18 protein-coding genes are annotated in these 20,239 nt (G+C 38.7%); 17 read left to right on the top strand and 1 reads right to left on the bottom strand.

The window, feature by feature from the left end; all coding sequences use genetic code 11:
- Positions 1–243 precede the first annotated feature (243 nt).
- The 13 genes from H0486_RS12610 (at position 244) to H0486_RS12550 (ending at position 11,216) form a co-directional block, all read left to right on the top strand.
- Positions 244–834 (top strand): MBL fold metallo-hydrolase, encoded by a 591-nt coding sequence (locus H0486_RS12610; protein ID WP_228353334.1) that lies wholly within the window; start codon positions 244–246, stop codon positions 832–834.
- 74 nt (positions 835–908) lie between these two features.
- Positions 909–1,487, top strand: a complete 579-nt coding sequence (locus H0486_RS12605; protein WP_228353333.1) for a DJ-1/PfpI family protein — start codon at positions 909–911, stop codon at positions 1,485–1,487.
- Between the two features lie 122 nt (positions 1,488–1,609).
- Positions 1,610–2,431 carry an endonuclease VIII gene (locus H0486_RS12600; protein ID WP_228353332.1) on the top strand — a complete coding sequence of 274 codons (822 nt, stop codon included), beginning with the start codon at positions 1,610–1,612 and terminating at the stop codon, positions 2,429–2,431.
- Between the two features lie 62 nt (positions 2,432–2,493).
- Positions 2,494–3,030, top strand: coding sequence for a DUF3795 domain-containing protein (locus tag H0486_RS12595; RefSeq protein ID WP_228353331.1), 537 nt, complete (start codon positions 2,494–2,496; stop codon positions 3,028–3,030).
- Positions 3,031–3,431: 401 nt separating this feature from the next.
- Positions 3,432–3,779 carry a DUF6054 family protein gene (locus tag H0486_RS12590; protein ID WP_228353330.1) on the top strand — a complete coding sequence of 116 codons (348 nt, stop codon included), beginning with the start codon at positions 3,432–3,434 and terminating at the stop codon, positions 3,777–3,779.
- A gap of 22 nt (positions 3,780–3,801) precedes the next feature.
- Positions 3,802–4,104 (top strand): hypothetical protein, encoded by a 303-nt coding sequence (locus tag H0486_RS12585; RefSeq protein WP_228353329.1) that lies wholly within the window; start codon positions 3,802–3,804, stop codon positions 4,102–4,104.
- A 300-nt stretch (positions 4,105–4,404) separates the two neighbouring features.
- Complete coding sequence (locus H0486_RS12580) at positions 4,405–4,884, top strand: chemotaxis protein CheW (protein ID WP_228353328.1); 480 nt, start codon at positions 4,405–4,407, stop codon at positions 4,882–4,884.
- Positions 4,885–4,956: 72 nt separating this feature from the next.
- Positions 4,957–6,999, top strand: coding sequence for a hypothetical protein (locus H0486_RS12575; protein WP_228353327.1), 2,043 nt, complete (start codon positions 4,957–4,959; stop codon positions 6,997–6,999).
- Positions 7,000–7,025: 26 nt separating this feature from the next.
- A complete protein-coding gene (hisH, locus tag H0486_RS12570) occupies positions 7,026–7,631 on the top strand; it encodes an imidazole glycerol phosphate synthase subunit HisH (protein WP_228353326.1) in 606 nt (201 codons plus the stop codon).
- A 41-nt stretch (positions 7,632–7,672) separates the two neighbouring features.
- A complete protein-coding gene (gene hisF / locus H0486_RS12565; RefSeq protein WP_228353325.1) occupies positions 7,673–8,434 on the top strand; it encodes an imidazole glycerol phosphate synthase subunit HisF in 762 nt (253 codons plus the stop codon).
- Between the two features lie 139 nt (positions 8,435–8,573).
- A complete protein-coding gene (locus H0486_RS12560) occupies positions 8,574–9,248 on the top strand; it encodes a uracil-DNA glycosylase (protein ID WP_228353324.1) in 675 nt (224 codons plus the stop codon).
- 114 nt (positions 9,249–9,362) lie between these two features.
- Positions 9,363–9,626: a hypothetical protein gene (locus tag H0486_RS12555; RefSeq protein WP_228353323.1), complete on the top strand. Its 264-nt coding sequence runs from the start codon at positions 9,363–9,365 to the stop codon at positions 9,624–9,626.
- A 126-nt stretch (positions 9,627–9,752) separates the two neighbouring features.
- Positions 9,753–11,216 (top strand): amino acid permease, encoded by a 1,464-nt coding sequence (locus H0486_RS12550; RefSeq protein WP_228353322.1) that lies wholly within the window; start codon positions 9,753–9,755, stop codon positions 11,214–11,216.
- A 134-nt stretch (positions 11,217–11,350) separates the two neighbouring features.
- On the opposite strand, the gene H0486_RS12545 is transcribed toward H0486_RS12550, so the two are convergent.
- Positions 11,351–15,580, bottom strand: coding sequence for a 2-hydroxyacyl-CoA dehydratase (locus tag H0486_RS12545; RefSeq protein WP_228353321.1), 4,230 nt, complete (start codon positions 15,578–15,580; stop codon positions 11,351–11,353).
- 446 nt (positions 15,581–16,026) lie between these two features.
- Here H0486_RS12545 and H0486_RS12540 point away from each other — a divergent pair, with 446 nt between their 5' ends.
- The 4 genes from H0486_RS12540 (at position 16,027) to H0486_RS12525 (ending at position 20,123) form a co-directional block, all read left to right on the top strand.
- Positions 16,027–16,377, top strand: coding sequence for a LysM peptidoglycan-binding domain-containing protein (locus H0486_RS12540; RefSeq protein WP_228353320.1), 351 nt, complete (start codon positions 16,027–16,029; stop codon positions 16,375–16,377).
- Positions 16,378–16,687: 310 nt separating this feature from the next.
- A complete protein-coding gene (locus H0486_RS12535) occupies positions 16,688–17,623 on the top strand; it encodes a magnesium transporter CorA family protein (protein WP_228353319.1) in 936 nt (311 codons plus the stop codon).
- Between the two features lie 37 nt (positions 17,624–17,660).
- A complete protein-coding gene (locus tag H0486_RS12530) occupies positions 17,661–18,515 on the top strand; it encodes a rhomboid family intramembrane serine protease (RefSeq protein ID WP_228353318.1) in 855 nt (284 codons plus the stop codon).
- A gap of 189 nt (positions 18,516–18,704) precedes the next feature.
- Complete coding sequence (locus H0486_RS12525) at positions 18,705–20,123, top strand: hypothetical protein (RefSeq protein WP_228353317.1); 1,419 nt, start codon at positions 18,705–18,707, stop codon at positions 20,121–20,123.
- Positions 20,124–20,239 lie beyond the last annotated feature (116 nt).

The raw sequence follows: 20,239 nt of genomic DNA, 5'->3' as shown, positions 1-20,239 counted from the left end.
GACAGGCGTGGAGGATATGTCATGATAATGATTAATACGGATAGGTTTTGATTCGAAAGGAAGCCAATAAATCAAATAGAGCAAAGTATTTTTCTGCAATTAAAGATAGGAATACCCATGAATATATCGGCGATATTGGATTTACGAAAGTGATCGAGTGTGCCGAAGGAACAGTTAGGCAGATTAGGTTTACTACCGCTAAATAACGGGCGGTAAATTATATATTAAAAAGGGGAGTATAAAATGGCTAAATTATTATTTCAAGGACATGGAAGTTTTCGTATTACAAGTAATAAGGGGACTGTAATTTATGTAGATCCTTTTGCTGGTGAAGGGTATGATCAGGCAGCGGATTTAATCCTGGTAACCCATCAGCATGGAGATCACAATCAACTAGGAATTGTTAAAAAGAAATCAGATGTGGTAATAATCCAGAATAACGATGCATTAGTTAACAGTAAATATCAGAAATTCACGGTAAAGGATATTGAGATTCAAGCTGTCTCCGCATACAACGCCAATCATAAGCGAGAGGAGTCAGTGGGCTATATCATTACGGTGGACAATGTTAAAGTATATGCTGCGGGCGACACTTCAACAACGGAGGAAATGAAAGAATTTGCCGCGTTGAATTTGGATTATGCCCTATATCCGATTGACGGCATCTATAATATGGGTCCAGAAGAGGCAACAAAGGCAGCTGATACAGTAGCTGCAAAGCATTCTATTCCAATTCATATGAAGCCGCTAGATTTATTCGATATGGCTATGGCAGAAAAATTCAAGGCAAAGAATCGTTTAATTATTTCAGCTGGAGAAGAAATTGATTTGTAAAATGATTCTTTGTTAGGGAATACACTATATTTCGATAAGACTATATCAGGTATATGACCTTGAAAGGAGCATTCGTGAAAACGTTATTATTCTTGGCAAAGGGCTTTGAAACTATGGAGTTTAGTGGATTTGTTGATGTATTGGGGTGGGCCAGACATGATTTTGGCCATGATGTTCAGGTTGAAACCTGTGGCTTTCAAAAGGAAGTAATCAGCACCTTTCATATTCCTGTCATCGTTGACAAGCTTATTAATGAGATTAATGTGGACGATTATGATGCTCTGGCAATTCCGGGAGGCTTTGAGGAGTTTGGATTTTATGAAGAAGTGTATGATGAACGTTTTCTTGAACTGATTCGGGCATTTGACTCAAAGAAAAAGTTCATTGCTACAGTATGTGTGGCAGCCTTGCCGTTAGGAAAGAGCGGAGTATTAAAAGGCCGTAACGCTACTACATATCACTTGGGAGGCGGACGTCGCCAAAAACAATTGGCAGAGTTCGGTGTCAATGTCATAAATGAGCCAATTGTAATTGATAAAAATATTATCACTTCCTACTGTCCGGAGACGGCAGCAGGGGTTGCTTTTTCATTGCTAGAGCTTCTGACATCTAAGGAAAGCATGGAGATTGTAAAGCATGCTATGGGGTTCTAAAGTGTTTAAGACAAGCTTAATGGTTATCTAATTCTGTGAATTCCATAAAATAGAATTTTATTGACAAAATCGAACATATGTTTTATTATGAAAGAAATACCAGATTATGGAGGGGGCAGAATATGTTAGAGATTCCAGAGAGCGCTGTCATCGTTAAGCAGTTAAATCAAACCATTAAAGGTAAAACTATTCGCTATGTGAAAGCAAATCAATCACCACATTCCTTTGCGTGGTACTATGGCAATCCGGAAGAATATGATGAATTACTTTCCGGTAAAATCATAGGTATGTCCTATGCAAGAGCCGGTATGATTGAAATTCATGTGGAAGATTGCAGAATCGTATTCGGAGATGGTACCACACCTCGTTATTATGATGATCTTAAGAAAATACCCAAGAAACATCAGCTATATGTAGAGTTTGATGATGGAACAGCACTGGTGTGTACTATTCAGATGTATGGTGGGATATGGGCATTCCATGAAGGTGAATTCGACAACCCTTACTATATTGGAGCAAAGGAAAAGCCTTCTCCGTTGACGGATCAGTTTGATTATGAATATTTTAAAGGCTTAAGAACGGATAAGACGAGTAAATTATCTTCGAAAGCCTTTTTAGCAACAGAGCAGAGAATACCCGGCTTGGGTAATGGAGTGCTACAGGATATTTTGTTTTTGGCCGGAATACATCCCAAGAGAAAAATGAAGGATGTCTCCGAAGAGGAATTCCAAGCTCTGTTTAAGACAGTCAAAGGTACACTTTTACATATGACGGAACAGGGAGGAAGAGACACGGAAAAGGACCTCTTTGGCAATTTTGGAGGGTATCAGACCTATCTTAGCAAGAAGACGGCATTTACACCTTGCACAAAATGTGGCTATGAACTACACAAGGAGAGTTATCTGGGAGGTACCATATATTATTGTGAGAAGTGTCAGTCTTAGATAATATGTTCTGGTTAACCAGTCGAACAAGGGGATAACATGTTAGTTATGGGAGAATTATTATGAGGAATGTAACGATATGCGGAGAGTATTGCGATGGTTGTCAACACCTTGTAAACGATGAATGTGCAGGATGCAGAGAAGAAGCCGGTTGTGTTAAGATGTGGGAGAGCGGTTGTACCATCTATCAATGTGCTGCAGATAAGCAACTATTTCATTGTGGATTTTGTGCTGATTTTCCCTGCAAAATGTTGATCGATACCACAAGTAAATGGAATTCGAATGGAATAAATCACTTGGAAGAATTAATGAAGGAACAGTCAGTTGTTCAATCAAGGTGCGGACTTCTGTGCAACGAATGTGAATATAAAGAAACTTGTGGATGTGGAGGATGCTTGGAAACTAAAGGTCATCCGTTCCATGGTGAATGCCCTGTTGCAATATGCTGTCAAAATAATGGATACATGCATTGCGGGGAATGTCCCAATATGCCATGTGAACAGCTTTATACCTATTCATGCCTTGATCAGGAGCATGGAGACAAACCTAGTGGTGGAAGACTTGGGGTATTACGTTGCTGGGCGAGAAATCAGACATAACAGACTGGTATCCATAGTTTAATGGATAGGAGAGGTCAAAAAGAAAACCAGGAAGCCCAATTGATATTATAGTCAATGGAGCAACCTGGTTTTATTAATGTAATTCATGATAATAGATAATAAGCTTTGCGATTTTACCTTATTTTAATAGATCCACAGTGGGCTATGTAATGGAACGTTAAATTCTATTAGGAAATGATTACTTTACTTTCTAGTCTTATGTGGTATAATTTGAAACATTAATCGGATGTAATATAACATTGAATTAATCTGTAATTTATTCAAAGTTAATCATATACTAATGTAGTTATCGGAGGAGTATATATAATAGAATCATAAATGTTATGACGGAATACCAATAGTCGCAATAATGAATTTTATTCAATAAAGGAGAAAAAAATATGGCTAAATATGAAAAACATTTACAAGGAGATTTTCATGAACTACTACAATGGATACACAGTGATATTACCAAAGGAAGTGTTTCTGCCAGCTTTGAAGACGGAAGTGACATTACTTTAGGCCGGACAATGATAGCAGTCAGAGTATATGAAAGATACAGCGTGGCAGGTGGCAATAGAGTAAGCCTGAACGTTACCCTGGTTGGCGATGACAGGGAACTCATTGTATCCGCCATAACCTCCGGAGGGAGTCAGGCACTCTTTTTCAAAATTAATACTTGGGGTGAGGAAACCTTTCTTGAACAATGCAGAGAATCGGTAGAACGTTATATTAGGACTCACTCTTAAGCCAGAGCAAGGAGGAAATCAAGTGGAAATCATTAGTTATCTATTATGGATCGTTGTATTTCCGGTTATATTTGCGATTATAGTATGGAAAGTACTAAAGAAAAAATGGGTAATTAGCATATTACAAGGATTGATGTTATTACCATTAATAATAATCGGAATGATTGAGAATAATCCGATGGGTAATATTCAAAGGCAAGTGACCTCGTATTTTGGGGACTTCACCAATGATTTTTATTTAAAATATATTCCATTCATCGTTATTACTGCTATTTTGCTATGGATAATGAAAAAACAAAGTAAAAATGTAGTAAATACGAAATAAAGCGAAAGGATATAGAATATGAGTTTATTTGAGATTTTGTTTGAAAGAAGAAATCTATATCATACTGATGCCAGGGAGATTTATAGCGACAACATTTATTCAGGTGATTAATATCTTTGAAAAACGATAAAACACGTACCATGGACTGGTTCTATATGGGGAAAATTCACTATAGCCCGAGCCTCGAAAGATGTTTTTGTGCCCTTTACAAAATATTTGTTTAACATTATAATAGAAATAAGATTATCCTGTTATTTAGGAGAAAAATGTTGATTAGGCACTAATTATGGAGGTATGGGTATGGAGAAGGAGCTAATCTTTAATGGAGAATCAGTCGAAATTGAGCTACTACTGTTTAAAGTAGGGGGTTTCTCTTATGGAGTTGACATTAATGACATAAAAGAAATACTACCGTATAATAAAAAGGCCACACCTATACCTAACGCGCATCCTTTTATCGAGGGAATCATAATGCCGCGTGATTTTTTGATTCCGATTATCAGCTTAGAAAAAAGTCTAAAACTGGAAGCTTCTGATGAAGCAAAGAATGAGATGCTGATCGTAACGAGCATAAAGGATCAGAATATTGCATTCCATGTTGATAGTGTGTTGGGAATTCAAAGAATCATGACAACTGACATTATAAAACCAGGTAAGAAAGTCAGCACGAGTTTAAGAGATGTTATTATAGGGATATATAAAAATGATACCCTGAAGGCAGAAATACTTGAATTTAGAAAGATTATCAACGAGATCAATCCAACCATGGTTCTTGCGTAGTACGAATGATTAATTATCAGTAAATGATGTGGCATAACAGCATTCATTTACAGAAAATTGGATGGTGCTAAAATGGCGAATTGTAAACAGTGTAATAAAGTAATCCCGGATGGTACGGAATATTGCTCTGAATGTCAAGAAAAAGAAAGTGGTAAGCTTAAGGAATCCTATCTTGATAGTTTATTAAACTCGGTAAAGGATACGAAGCCCGGAGCAGAAGATATTTACAAAAAGAATACGAAACCCAAGAGAAGTGCTTCTGAAGATGATAATATAGCTCATGAACCGGAAGAGGAGTCAGAGGATATTTTTCCAGTAAGCGAAGCAGATCTTGAAGACTTTGAAGAATACAATATTGATGCAGACATCGAGGCATTTAACAACGATGAATTTAACAATGATGACTTTATCAGTGAAGAGGAATTGTATGGACAAAGCTTATCAGATTTTCACTCACAGGATGATAATGAAGTGAAAAGTGACGTCGAAAAGGAAGCTACTGAAACAGAAGAACTGACGAATGAGAAACCTATAGATGAAAAATCGATAGAAGAAAAATCTATAGAAGAGCAACCAGTAGAAGAACAATTAACGGATGGGCAGTTATCGGAGGAAGAGCCACTTCATAATGATGAGCAAGAGACAGAAGTAAGTGAAGAAGCTCAGGTACAAGAGGAAGATGAGTTACAACAAGACGAGGGTATCGGTCTTTCGACAATGGATGATTTACAGGCGGAGACAGCCGGTACTTTAGAAGCTGAAGAGATAGAAGATACAAATGAAATTGAGGGAGAAGAGGATTCTCTCACGGATGCCTTACATCAGGTTTTAAATCAAGAGGAACTGCTTGAGGATGAGAATTTTGATCCTGGAGATATCAGTGATTTTCTAAATAATGTGGATGATTCGGATGTAGAACCCTTATCTGACTCTATGACAATGATAGGGGAAGAAGACGCCAAGCAATTGGAAGAGACTGAAGCTACTGAGCAGACTGAGGAAGAAGAGGACTTACTGAGTCTGCTGAATCAGATAGAACCGGATGATCCTGTTGCTTCAGATGTCAAGGCGATTAATAATATGTTACAAGGAATTCCTGTAGAGGAAGAATTCCCTGCCGACGTCGGAGAAGTATTTTCCGATGCATTACAGGTCGTTACTGATTTAGATGATCCGAGCCTGGAGGAAGCTTCCTTAGGAGAGCAAGTAGTTGAAATAGAAAACGAGAAAAAGGATAGAAAAGCCAAAAAACAAAAGCTCAAAGAGAAAATGAAGGCGGAATTGGCTGCTAAGGAAGATAAAGCGAATGACCAGCCGAAGAAAGGCTTTTGGCAACGTCTCTTTGCTAACATAGAGGAAGATGATGAGGATGAGTCTTCGATTTTCTCATTAGGAGGAACCTCAAAGTCATCTGAGAAAAAGAGTAAGAAGAAAGCAAAGAAAAAGAATGAGAATGCTTCTTCGACAGATGGAGCAGAAAATCTGGAAGATGCTTTAGATGACAAGAAGGTAAAGAAAGCACTTAAAAAGAAAGAGAAGCAAGAAAAGAAGAAGAAAGCCAAAGAGGTAATTGAGGTACTAGACGAAATAGATGAGGATAAAGGAAGAATCAACCGAGTAGGTGCGGCGATTGTATTTATCTTCTTTGGATTACTTGCCCTTATTGTATTAGTTGGTACTAATGTTGCTACCTATAATCTGCATATTAATAATGCTTCCAAATACTTTGAATATCATAAATATACGGAAGCCTATAATGAAATCTATGGAATAGATGTTGATGAAAAGGATGAGGTGCTATATAACAAGATAATGACAGTTATGTATGTTAACAAGCAGTTAAATTCTTATCACAGTTATTATGAAATGAAGAAGTATCCGGAAGCATTGGATTCCTTACTGAAGGGATTGAATCGATATGACAGATATATTGAATTAGCCACAATGCTCGGAATCGACGACGATATGGATTATGTCAGAAATCAAATCCTATCTGAGTTAGATTCGGTTTTCCATTTAACTGAAGAAGAAGCACTTCAGATAGCATCAATGGAGGATATAGCGGATTACAGCAAGAAAGTATATGAGGTTGCTTTACAGAATATGAATAACTAAGTATAGGCAGAAAAGGATGTAGAACTATGATAGCTATCATTGATTACGATGCAGGGAATCTTAAAAGTGTCGAGAAGGCATTAATGTATGTGGGAGAAAAACCTATTGTTACGAGAGATAGAGAACAAATATTGAATGCCGATAAGGTAATTCTACCAGGTGTTGGCAACTTTGGCGATGCGATGAATAAACTGCATCATTACGATTTGGTTGACGTAGTAAAACAAGTGGCTTCCAAGAATACACCTTTTCTGGGAATATGTCTGGGTATGCAGCTCCTCTTTGAGAGCAGTGATGAAGTTGATGGAGTAGAGGGTCTTGCCATATTAAAAGGTAAAATTCTTAAAATTCCGGATAGCCCTGGATTGAAAATACCTCATATGGGATGGAATTCTTTATTGATCAGACCCGGAGCTAAATTGTATCAGGGAATACCGGATCAATCCTATGTATATTTTGTTCATTCTTATTATCTGAAGGCTGAGAATGAAGCAGAGGTTGCAGCCACAACGAATTATAGCACAATCATTCATGCTTCTGTTGAAAAGGACAATATTTTTGGGTGCCAGTTTCACCCGGAAAAAAGCGGTGATGTTGGCCTGACTATACTAAAGAATTTTGCAGCTTTATGATAGCGATTAATTAGGATGAACGAAGCGATAGGAGAGATAACATGTTTACGAAAAGAATTATTCCATGTTTGGATGTGCATAACGGACGTGTTGTAAAAGGAATCAATTTTGTCAATCTACGTGATGCCGGTGATCCGGTTGAAGTAGGTGCAGCTTATGATAAAGCAGGTGCTGACGAATTGGTTTTCCTTGATATTACTGCATCATCCGATGCCAGAACGATTAAAATAGATATGGTACGAAGAGTAGCTGAGACCGTGTTTATTCCCTTTACGGTGGGAGGCGGTATTCGTACAGTTGATGATTTTAAGATGATACTTAGGGAGGGCGCCGATAAGGTAGCAGTGAATACCGCAGCAATCCTTAATCCTACTTTAATCAGTGAAGCAGCAGATAAATTCGGAAGTCAATGCGTGGTGTTGGCTATTGATGCTAAGAGGCGAGATGATGGATCTGGCTGGAATATCTATAAAAATGGTGGTAGAGTGGATATGGGTATCGATGCTGTTGAATGGGCAATTAAAGCATGTGAGTTAGGTGCTGGTGAGATATTGCTTACCAGTATGGACTGTGACGGAACAAAAGATGGCTATGATCTGGAGTTGACCAGAACAATTTCTGAGAATGTACCAGTTCCTGTTATTGCTTCCGGTGGAGCGGGTACCATGGAGCATTTCTATGATGCCTTAACAGAAGGGAAAGCAGATGCAGCATTGGCTGCTTCTTTATTCCACTATAAAGAGATGGAAATTATGGATTTGAAGCATTATCTTAGAGATAGAGGAATTAGTGTAAGGCTATAAATAATAGATATATGTAATTGAGAATGAATTTACGATGGCTGTAGCTATATTAGGCTGGTTAGAAGAAGGAGTCGCTATAATCCTATATTCTACCAGAGAATATAGATACAGCCATATTAAGAATAGAGGGGGATATCCTATGGGTGCAATAAACAATGATTGGTTAGATGCGATTGGACAAGAGTTCCGCCTGCCCTATTATGCTGAGCTGTATCAATTTGTAAAATCTGAATATAGTCACTATGTGGTGTATCCGAAAGCAGATGATATTTTTAATGCGTTCCATTTAACTCCATTAAGTCAGGTAAAAGTGGTCATCCTGGGTCAGGATCCGTATCATAATGAGGGACAGGCACATGGCCTGTGTTTCTCGGTAAAGCCGGATGTGGAGATACCACCTTCCTTAGAGAACATCTATAAGGAGTTACATGATGACCTGGGTTGCTATATACCGAACCACGGCTTCTTGGAAAAGTGGGCAAAACAGGGTGTATTGCTTTTGAATACTGTATTAACGGTTCGGGCTCATCAGGCTAATTCTCATCAAGGCAGAGGCTGGGAACGCTTTACGGATGCTGTCATACAGGCAGTGAATACACAGGACCGACCTATCGTATTCTTTTTATGGGGCAGACCGGCACAGATGAAAAGGGCGATGTTGACGAATCCAAATCATTTGATATTACAGGCCCCCCATCCGAGTCCGCTTTCTGCTTACCGTGGGTTCTTTGGTAGTAAGCCCTTTAGCAAAGCAAATCAATTCTTAATGAAACATGGGGTAGAGCCGATAGACTGGCAAATTCCTTCAATATAATGAAGGAAAACAACCAGTTGACCGGACTGACTGGATTAATGAGTAAAATGATGATACAGGGATTTCCATAAGATTTATGAGCTTTTGAACCTGCCAAAGGAGAGATGCTTCCCAATGCTAGGAGTGGTGCTTGGATATTCTGCTTCGAAGGAGAAGGGTTATAAAGAGCGGCTAAGGAATGGCGTAATTCATTATGATACATATAAGCATATGACGAATAGAGAAATTCAGGAGGAAATAGAAAGATTGGTTAGTCCGGAACACAAGATTGGCTTGACTACCCACACAACATGGAAAGAGATGGGTATTCTCATTACTACGAATGGTTCTATCAGGAATGGAATAAGTCATCGGAGGACCGCATTCTTCCTATCCTGAAGGAAGTTAAATTTATGGAATAGGCATCGATATTTGAGTGTCATTTTTCTTCATAATTTAGAATGTAATTCCTGATTTAAGGAATAATAGCTAATAAATCTGTTATATTAGTCGGAGGTCAGGATTATGAAGAAACATGATAAAGGACTGAATGCATGGCAACTGACAATGATGGCGATGGGTTCTGTGATTGGCGGTTCCTTTTTTCTGGGTTTGGCAGTTGCAATTCAGGCAGCAGGGCCAGCTATTTTAATTTCATTTATATTAAGTGGGATCTTAGTTTATTTTATTCTCTATGCATTATCAGAGATGACAGTTGCTAATCCGGATTCTGGGTCTTTTTATACTTTCACTGCACAAGTATTTGGACCGGGATCCGGTTTTGTCGTAGGCTGGGTTTATTGGACTGGAATGATATTTGCCATGTCCAGTGAAGCAACAGCGGTCTCTATCTTAATACGGGAATGGTATCCCAGAGTGTCTATCCCTCTACTTGGCAGTGCTATTATTATCGGAGTTACCTTGCTCAATTTACTGGGAGCGGATAAGCTTAGTAAGCTGGAAAGCAGTCTCGCGCTGGTCAAGATATTTGCTGTAGTTGCCTTTATTGTAATCGCATTTTTATTAATTGTCGGAGCAATTCGCGGGGTGGACGCAGTGGGCTTAGGAGAATTGGCTACGGAACCTATGATGCCCGGGGGAATTCAAAGTATTGCCGGAAGCATGCTGATCGTCATTTTCTCTTATGCTGGTTTTGAAATTATTGGTTTGGCCGCTTCAGAAGCAGAAAATCCAAATAAAACAATACCCAGAGCAATTTTATATACGGTAATTAGTTTGGTTGGTTTATACATTTTATCTACCCTGGTATTGCTCCCGTTAATAGCAACGACGGAATTAACGGAGGATGTAAGCCCTATGGTAGCTGCACTGAGTAAATGGGGGATGGAATGGGCAGGCTCCGTTATCAATATCATATTAGTTACTGCAATTCTATCAACCATGCTGGCTTCCATGTTCGGTCTCGGAAGGATGATGCGTTCCATAGCCGACGAAGGGCATGCACCGAAGTGGTTAGTGGATCGGAAGGATGTACCCTATCGAGGAATTTTATTCTCAGGATTAGCGATGTTACTTGGTTTGGGAGCAGGATTATTCTTTCCAAGGGTGTATCTGTTTTTAATCAGCTCGGGTGGTTATGCAACGTTATTTACCTATGCTGCAATTGTCGCAACCCACATTCGATTTCGTAAATGCAACGGATGCCCTCCAGAGGGGAAATGCCAGATGCCCGGTTATCCCTATACTTCCTGGATTGCACTGATCAGTATTCTAATTGTGATCGTTAGCATGCCTTTTATATCCGGACAGACCTCAGGGTTAATAGCAGGTATTGTGATGACCATATTGTTCTGCGGAATTTATTATATCACAAAAACGAGAATTACTAAGAATATGAGCACGGTTTCAAAACCGTATCAGGCTCAATTTACGAATGAGTTCTCGGAGGAATTAACAAAGTGCCCTAAAGAAGTGAAATCCATGAAATGTCAAAAGGAAAAAAATGACGATAGTGATAATCAAGAGTGACCATATCATAGTCATTTTATAGAAAACAACCTTGTATCGATTTGCCATTATCGAATATTTATTTGATAATGACAGACCATTACAAGGTTGTTCTATTCTATGGATTACAAAACGCATTTTTATGCTGTCCTGTATTAAGCTTTATTCATATTCTTTACTGCAGTAGCCAGCATCAGCTTAATACGGTTGAGCTGATTTACCTCACTGGCTCCGGGATCGTAATCTACCGCAACAATATTGGCTTCCGGGTGCTGTCTTCGCAACTCCTTGATAACACCTTTACCCACGATGTGATTGGGAAGACAGGCAAAGGGCTGTGTACATACAATATTGTGTACTCCGGAATGGATCAGCTCCAACATTTCGCCAGTTAAAAACCAGCCTTCACCTGTTTGGTTACCAGTAGATACTACCGGTTCAGCATACTCAGCCAGTGTTTTAATTGGAACAGGTGGAGCGAAGCGTTTACTTTCAGCCAGGGCTTTCTTGGCTTCTTTCCGTAGATTTTCCAATGCCCATATAATCAAATTACTAATGCGCGCACTTGATTTCTTTTTGCCAAGATATCTTGTTTTAAAATTATTGTTATATGCACAATATAGGAAGAAATCAAGAAGGTCCGGAACTACCGCTTCTGCGCCCTCTGATTCAAGTAGCTCAACCAGATAGTTATTGGCTGAAGGTAGGAATTTAACAAGTATTTCTCCTACAACACCGACCTTCGGCTTTTTCATATCCTCATGAATTGGAAGCTCATCAAACTCCTTCACAATTTGTCGAATGTTTTTCTTGAAAGTACTCCAGCCTCCATTTTCAAGACTCTTAATGCAGATGTCACACCATTTTTGATGCAGAGCATTGGCTGAGCCAGGTTCTTTCTCATAAGGTCTGGTGCGATAGAGCACCCTCATAAATACGTCGCCATATACCAAAGCTTCCATAGCTTTTATGAGAAGCTTCGGTGTAATCTTAAGACCCGGATTCTTTTCGAGACCGGATGCACTTAAGGAGATTACAGGTATCTGTTGCATACCGGCTTTCTCCAAGGCTCTACGAATGAAACCGATGTAGTTGGTAGCTCTGCAGCCTCCACCGGTCTGGGTAATCATTACAGCCACCTTGTTCAAGTCATACTTTCCGGAAAGTAAAGCATCCATTATTTGCCCAACAACCATCAGGGAAGGGAAGCAAGCATCGTTATTTACATATTGAAGTCCCACATCAACAGCACGACGATTATCATTTGGTAAAACTACCACATTATATCCACCACTTCTTAATGCTGGCTCAAGCAGGTCAAAATGGATTGGAGACATTTGTGGTGCCAGGATGGTATAGGTCTCTCTCATTTCTTCTGTGAAAATAACCCGGTGATGAGCGGTATCAACCACCTTTGGTTCAATATGCTTTGCTTGTCGTTCACGGACAGCGGATAACAGAGATCGGATACGGATTCTGGCTGCCCCCAGATTGTTAACCTCATCGATTTTTAATACGGTATATATTTTACCTGATTTCGTCAGAATGTCACATACTTGATCCGTGGTTACCGCATCCAGTCCACATCCAAAGGAGTTAAGCTGGATCAATTCCAGATTGGACTGTGTTCGTACGAAGGATGCCGCAGCATATAGTCTGGAATGGTACATCCACTGGTCTACAACAATAGTGGGGCGATCCACTTCACCCAGATGAGAAATGGAATCTTCGGTTAATACGGCGACACCGTAGGAATTGATTAATTCCGGAATACCATGATGGATTTCCGGGTCAATATGATACGGACGACCAGCTAATACAATACCTTTCCTTCCGGAGGCATTCAGATAAGCCATGGTTTCTTCACCTTTTTTACGCATGTCATCTCTGGCAACAGAGAGCTCGTTCCAGGCAGCAGTAAAGGCCTGCTTAACCTCAGAAGCAGATATGCCGGGCTTTTCGGCAAAGATTTCAACCAGTCTGTTCCGCAGAATTTCTTCACTTTCAAAGGATAGGAAGGGATTATCAAATACAATGGATGGATCCCTTAGTTCTTCTACATTGTTTTTTATGTTTTCCGGATAGGATGTTACAATAGGACAATTATAATGGTTGTTAGCTCCATCCACTTCCTTACGTTCATAAGGAATACTTGGATAGAAGATGTATTTCACACCCTGATCGATTAACCATTTCACATGCCCATGCACCAGCTTCGCAGGATAACACTCTGATTCGCTGGGAATGGATTCTATACCAAGCTCATAGATTTTTCGGCTGGAGGTAGGACTTAATATAATTCGGTATCCTAATTCGGTAAAGAAGGTATGCCAGAAAGGATAGTTTTCATACATATTAAGAACTCTCGGAATACCAACAACACCACGTGGTGCCTTATCCTCAGGTAAAGAGAAATAGGAGAAGTAACGCTGTAATTTATATTCAAATAAGTTTGGTATGTTATCTGTGTTCTTCTCCTTACCAAGGCCACGCTCACAGCGGTTACCGGTGATAAACTGTCTGCCACCAGTGAACTTATTAATGGTTAACAAGCAGTTATTCGTACAACGCTTACAGCGGGCAAGGGAAGTCTCGAATTTTAACTCATTAATCTGATCAATAGTAAGCATGGTGCTTACCTCACCATCATAGTGCTCACGAGCAATCAGAGCGGCTCCGAAGGCTCCCATAATTCCTGCTATATCAGGACGAACTGCATTACAACCGGATATTGTCTCAAAGCTTCGTAAAACAGCATCGTTATAGAAGGTACCACCTTGTACTACCATCTTTTCGCCAAGATCCTTCGGGTTGGTTATTTTTATAACCTTATACAGAGCATTCTTTATAACGGAATACGCCAGACCAGCAGAGATATCAGCGACAGTAGCACCTTCCTTTTGAGCCTGTTTTACCTTTGAGTTCATAAAGACCGTACATCTGGTACCAAGGTCAATCGGATTTTCTGCATAGAGTGCTACCTTTGCAAAGTCCTCTACCTCGTAATTAAGAGATTTCGCAAAGGTCTCAATAAAGGAACCACAACCGGAGGAGCAGGCTTCGTTTAGAAGTACATTATCCACGGTGTGATTTTTTATTTTAATACACTTCATATCCTGACCACCAATATCAAGAATACAATCAACCTCAGGCTCGAAGAATGCAGCCGCATGATAATGCGCCACAGTTTCGACCTCACCCTCATCAAGCATTAGGGCGGCCTTGATTAATGCTTCTCCATATCCAGTAGAACAGGAGCGTACAATATGAGCCTTCTCAGGCAGAATATCATATATTTCTTTGATCGATCGAATTGTTGTTTTTAACGGGCTTCCGTTATTATTGCTATAGAATGAGTACAGTAAGGAACCATCTTCGCCTACCAGCGCTACCTTAGTGGTTGTAGAACCAGCATCAATTCCAAGATAGCAATTTCCTTCATAGGTTTTTAAATCCCCTTTTTTTACGGTATGTACAGAATGTCTCTTTTGAAATTCCTTATATTCTTCTTCGTTTCGGAACAGCGGCACCATACGATTTACTTCGAAATCCATCTTGATACCCTGGGATAATCGTTCATAAAGTTTGGATAATTCGGTGTTGATATCTGCTTTTGAATTCATTGCAGCACCAATTGCAGCAAACAGATGGGAGTGCTCCGGTGCAATTACCTGATCTTCCGTGAGATTTAAGGTCCGAATAAATGCATTTTTTAATTCTGTTAGGAAATGGAGCGGTCCACCTAAAAATGCAACATTTCCACGAATTGGTTTACCACATGCCAGTCCGCTGATGGTCTGATTAACCACGGCTTGGAATATGGAGGCAGAAAGATCCGGCTTCGTAGCGCCTTCATTAATCAGAGGTTGTATGTCCGTCTTGGCAAATACACCACATCTTGCCGCGATAGGATAGATTGCCTTATAGCTTTTTGCATATTCGTTAAGTCCGGCAGCGTCCGTTCTTAATAAGCTTGCCATCTGATCAATAAAAGAACCAGTACCACCGGCACAGATACCATTCATTCGTTGCTCAATACCATTCGTGAAATAGATTATCTTAGCATCCTCTCCACCAAGCTCAATGGCTACATCAGTTTGAGGAGCATAATCCTGCAAGGATGTTGAAACTGCCACTACCTCTTGAACGAAGGGAACATCCAAGTGTTTTGAAATTGTAAGACCGCCTGATCCTGTGATAACAGCGGATACGGTTAAGTCACCGAATAATTCCATGGCCTTTTTCATTAATCCTGCGAGAGTTTCCTGTATATTTGCATAATGTCTTTCATAATCAGAAAAAAGAAGCTCCCCTTCTTTATTTATAATTACAATCTTTACCGTAGTAGAACCGATATCGATTCCTAAATTATAATTGTTTGTCATGATAACCTCCATAATACTGCGTTAGGTATCGCATACTCTATTTCTTTATATATGGTAGCAAACATTCCCCTCCTGAGCAAATGCTATCACATAATTTGTGTGTAAATCGGTCATTTATCTTCTACCGTAAATATATGGTATCAAGATAACTTTCTTTATTATACGATACAAATTTTTAAAGTTCAACATATTAATTCAACAGATAAATTGGATGGGATAAACGTAAGAGCAGAGCTGGAAATATATCCAGAGTCGGAAAATTTGCACGCGTCGGTACTTAGGCTCTGTGTTTAGGTTGAATGCAAAAGTAATTCTATTTTAACATATACAGTATATGCGAAAGCGTTCCATTTCGATTATTTCTTGAACATTTTGAAAGACGATGAATATATTATATTGGATAATTGCCTTATCAGAAATCATTGTCAGATGGAAGGAGAAGCTTCATGTATTGTATTAATTATGTTATTCAAAAGGGAGATACACTCTACAGTGTCAGCAGGCATTTTAATATTCCATTGCAAGCACTTATAGAAGCAAATCCAATGGTGAATGTTTATCATCTTCTCCCGGGAGAGATAATCTGTGTACCAGTAAGTATTCCCTCTAATAATTACAGTCACTATACTACTTATTTAATAGAAGAAGGAGACACCATGGGAAGTATTTTGAAGAAGCATAATGTGAATCTTGCTGATGTTATGCAGCTGAACAATTTAGATGACATTTATCTTCAGCCCGGAACGACAATTCAGATGCCGATTATTGATGAAAATGATGATAATATAACATTGTAGAATACCCCAGATAAGTTTATAGTTTTATTACACAATTCTAATATTCTTTTGTTTGACAAAGATATCAGAAAAACATATAATGAGTTTGAATCAATTGTTGGAAAGTAATGTTCAATTTAGAAAAAAGGGAGTGGTAAGGATGGAAGCTGGCCCCGGTAGTAGTCATATACGAAGGCAGGAGCATAGAAATTTTAATACTGCATTGAGTAGTGAACGTAATATGATTCGATTGGCTGGTGAAGCTTTTCCCTTTTGATCGTAATGCATATTTTGCTTTTTACTGCTCATAATGCAGTAGAAAGGAGCATTTATGATCGAAATTTTCAGAACATCCGAAGGTACATTACTGAAATTAACTGAAATTATGGAGGGATCCTGGATCGCAATGACGAATCCCTCTGCGACTGAATTATTGGAAATAGCGGAGGCTACTGGTATTGATATTGATCATCTTAGAGCACCGCTTGATGAAGAAGAGAGAGCGAGAATTGAAGTTGAGGATAACTATACCTTAATATTAGTTGACATTCCCTCTCTTGAAAAGCGCAACGATAAGGATCGATATGTAACAATTCCTCTGGGCATCATTGTTGCTCAGGATTATCTGATCACGGTATGCCTGGAAGAAACATCCATATTAAAATGCTTCATTGATGGGCGTGTACGTGACTTCTATACCTATAAAAAAACCCGCTTTATTCTGCAGATGCTATACAGGAATGCGTCTACGTTCCTTCAGTATCTGAGAACGATTGACAGAAAAAGTGAAGAGATTGAGCGTAAGTTGCATATTTCCACTCAGAACAGGGAATTAATCGATTTATTGGAGTTAGAGAAAAGTCTTGTTTATTTTACAACCTCATTACGTTCAAACGAAGTGGTCTTCGAAAAAATGTTAAAGCTGGAAACAATAAAGCATTATCCGGAAGACGAAGATTTGCTGGAGGATTTGATTATTGAAAATAAACAGGCCATTGAGATGGCTAATATTTATAACGGTATTTTGACTGGAATTATGGGAACCTTTGCATCCATCATTTCCAATAATCAGAATATCGTGATGAAGTTTTTAGCTGCCATAACCATAGTATTATCCATACCAACCATGATTGCGAGTTTCTATGGTATGAACTTTGTTGAAATACCAGGAAAAGATAATCCCTATGGCTTCTACCTTATTACCCTGGCGGCATTGGTATTAACTGCGATTATTGTATTGATATTCCGTAAGAAGAAGGTCTTCTAGTTTACTAGTTTTACTTGAAAGGTACAGGTTTTGTAATATGAACATTCTTAATAAAATGGAACGAAAATTTGGTAAGTATGCTATTCATAATTTAATGAAGTACATTGTGGCATTATATGGAATCGGAGTGGTGATTGGTTCAGTTTTGCCATATGAATTTCTTGCTCTTAATTTTAATCTAATCCGTCAGGGGCAGGTATGGCGACTGATTACCTATCTTATTCCGATTACTACATTAAGAGGTATACTGTTCACATTAATTTCTGTATATGTTTATTACATTTTCGGTACAGCATTAGAATATTATTGGGGTGCATTTCGATTTAACTTATATATTTTTTCAGGGGTGCTGTTTAATCTGTTATCATCCTTGATTCTTTATTTGATTACGGGATTTACTTTATCACCTTCCCTGGATGTGGTATGCAGTACGTTGTTTTTGGCTTATGCAGTAATCAATCCCAACGAAAAAATCCTGTTATATTTTATCATTCCAATAAAGGTTAAATATCTGGCATGGTTTAGAATAGCATTCTATATCTATGATATTATGAATTACATTATTTATAGACAGTATTTATTAATCATACCAGTGGTTGTTTCCATTGGAAATTTCCTGATTTTCTTCTTTGCTACGAGGAATTATCGAAGGATTTCTCCAAGTGAGATAAAGAGAAAAGCCGTATTTCGTCAACAGATGAATTCGGGACGAAAGCAGGGTAATGTGACTCAGTTTAGAGGACGTAATACGATCACCCGTCATAAATGTGCTATATGTGGAAGAACCGAATTGGATGATGAACAGTTGGAGTTTCGTTTTTGCTCAAAATGCGATGGGAATTATGAGTATTGTATGGATCATCTTTTTACACATGAGCATGTGAAGAGGTAACCTTGGGTTTGCTCTGAGAGGGGACATGCCTAAAGGTATAGTTCAGGATTTGAAGAGATAATATGAAGAAAAAAATGCAGATTGGTATACGAACAGTGCTTATTATGATAAAATAATAAGCACTTCTTATAATAGCGGATCAGTAAGTACTAGCATAAGGATTGAATAGAATAGGATGGTATATGTCACATGAATATTAATATCAGGAAAATGAATCAAAATATTCGCAGCGGAATACAATTAGAGGAGAATATTCCTCAATTATTGAATCGTTTGGCGGATGATTATCATACAATGGCTATGGTCCGTTTGGCCTTGAATTATTTTACGCTATATGAGGCATATTGTGACGATGAATATAGCTGGAGTAAGGATATACAGGATATTGTTATTCGTCTTAATAAATTGATTGAAAGCAATATTCTCACACGCACCAGTGGACATAACAGGGAAGGGGCAATTCGTGAGGTGGATACCCTTCGGAAAGAAATAATGAAGCGAATGGATTTATTAACCGCTTATACGGATGTATTTGAAACCTATGAATATGTACTGAATCGTGTGGAATATCGGTTTAGGGACAATTTACTTCCTGTAGAGGGGGAGGAATTTGCGAGAGATATTCTAAGATATATTTTTGATTCCGAGGATAATGTGATTATTAATGATAAGATAAGAGAGATAATAGGACAACTACCGATACGGATTACGAGGCAAAAGTATTTTGATTTATTAAATCAAAGTATGCAGACCTATCTTGGAGCGGATCAATCTTCCTTTGATTCCTATCTTTATATGTTAAGAACCTCCACCATGCTATATGAGGGAGAAGGAATGGATACCTGTTATCCTGCATTGTGGGAGAAAAAAGAGTTCTTATCCCGGTTGAAATATCAGGATATCTCCAAGGAACAATATGACCAGGCAATACTTGCTATTCAATCGGCAACCATAAGCCTGGAAACAGAATCTACTGTTTATTTAAGCCTTGCGGAGCTTGTGAATGATATATATGTCATTCTCTTATGTGCGCCTTATATTGGCTTTTCCGGTATCGATATGGAAGACTCAGGCTCTGTAGCTTTATCCATCATTCAGGATATTAATCCCATTTACTTACTTATGGAGAAACAAGAGTTGTCTAAGGAATTTGTAGACAAGTTCACAGATTTGGAAGGAGTTCAGGAAGCCCTTTCAATGGAGTTTAACATATTGGAGGAAGCACTATATGTAGTGCAGCATCAGCATTGTGCTATAACGAAGAGCCTTATGCTGGAACATCTGTTACAGGTATTGCTTCGATCACAGAAGCTAATGTCGGAAAGCTTATTTATCGATTTGGATGAAATGCCTTCGGAGGAAAAAGTAAATGAAGCGATGATCTCAGCAGCTTCAAGCCAAATGGAAGAAGCACTGTCCGCATTTTTCGCTTCCCATGACAAGATGATTAACCGTGCTGTAATGGCTAATACCTTACGCATCATGCCAGTTTTCTTTGATAATCACAAGGAAGTAATGGAGTATGTTCGTTATAGTGTGGAACGCTGTTCAGATGCATATGAAAAATCCGCATGCTATGAAATAATAAATGAAATAATCAATGAATAGGACTGTATTATTGATGGTAAAATGTGGTATACTTACCATTAAGGAATACTTTGTACAACCATTCTGGTAAAGGTAAGGGCTTTTTATGATTTTGTGGAATTCAAGACTCTATGTTG

Source organism: Variimorphobacter saccharofermentans, assembly GCF_014174405.1.
GTDB classification, from domain to species: Bacteria; Bacillota; Clostridia; order Lachnospirales; family Lachnospiraceae; genus Mobilitalea; species Mobilitalea saccharofermentans.
This window is presented reverse-complemented; position numbering and strand designations above follow the sequence as displayed.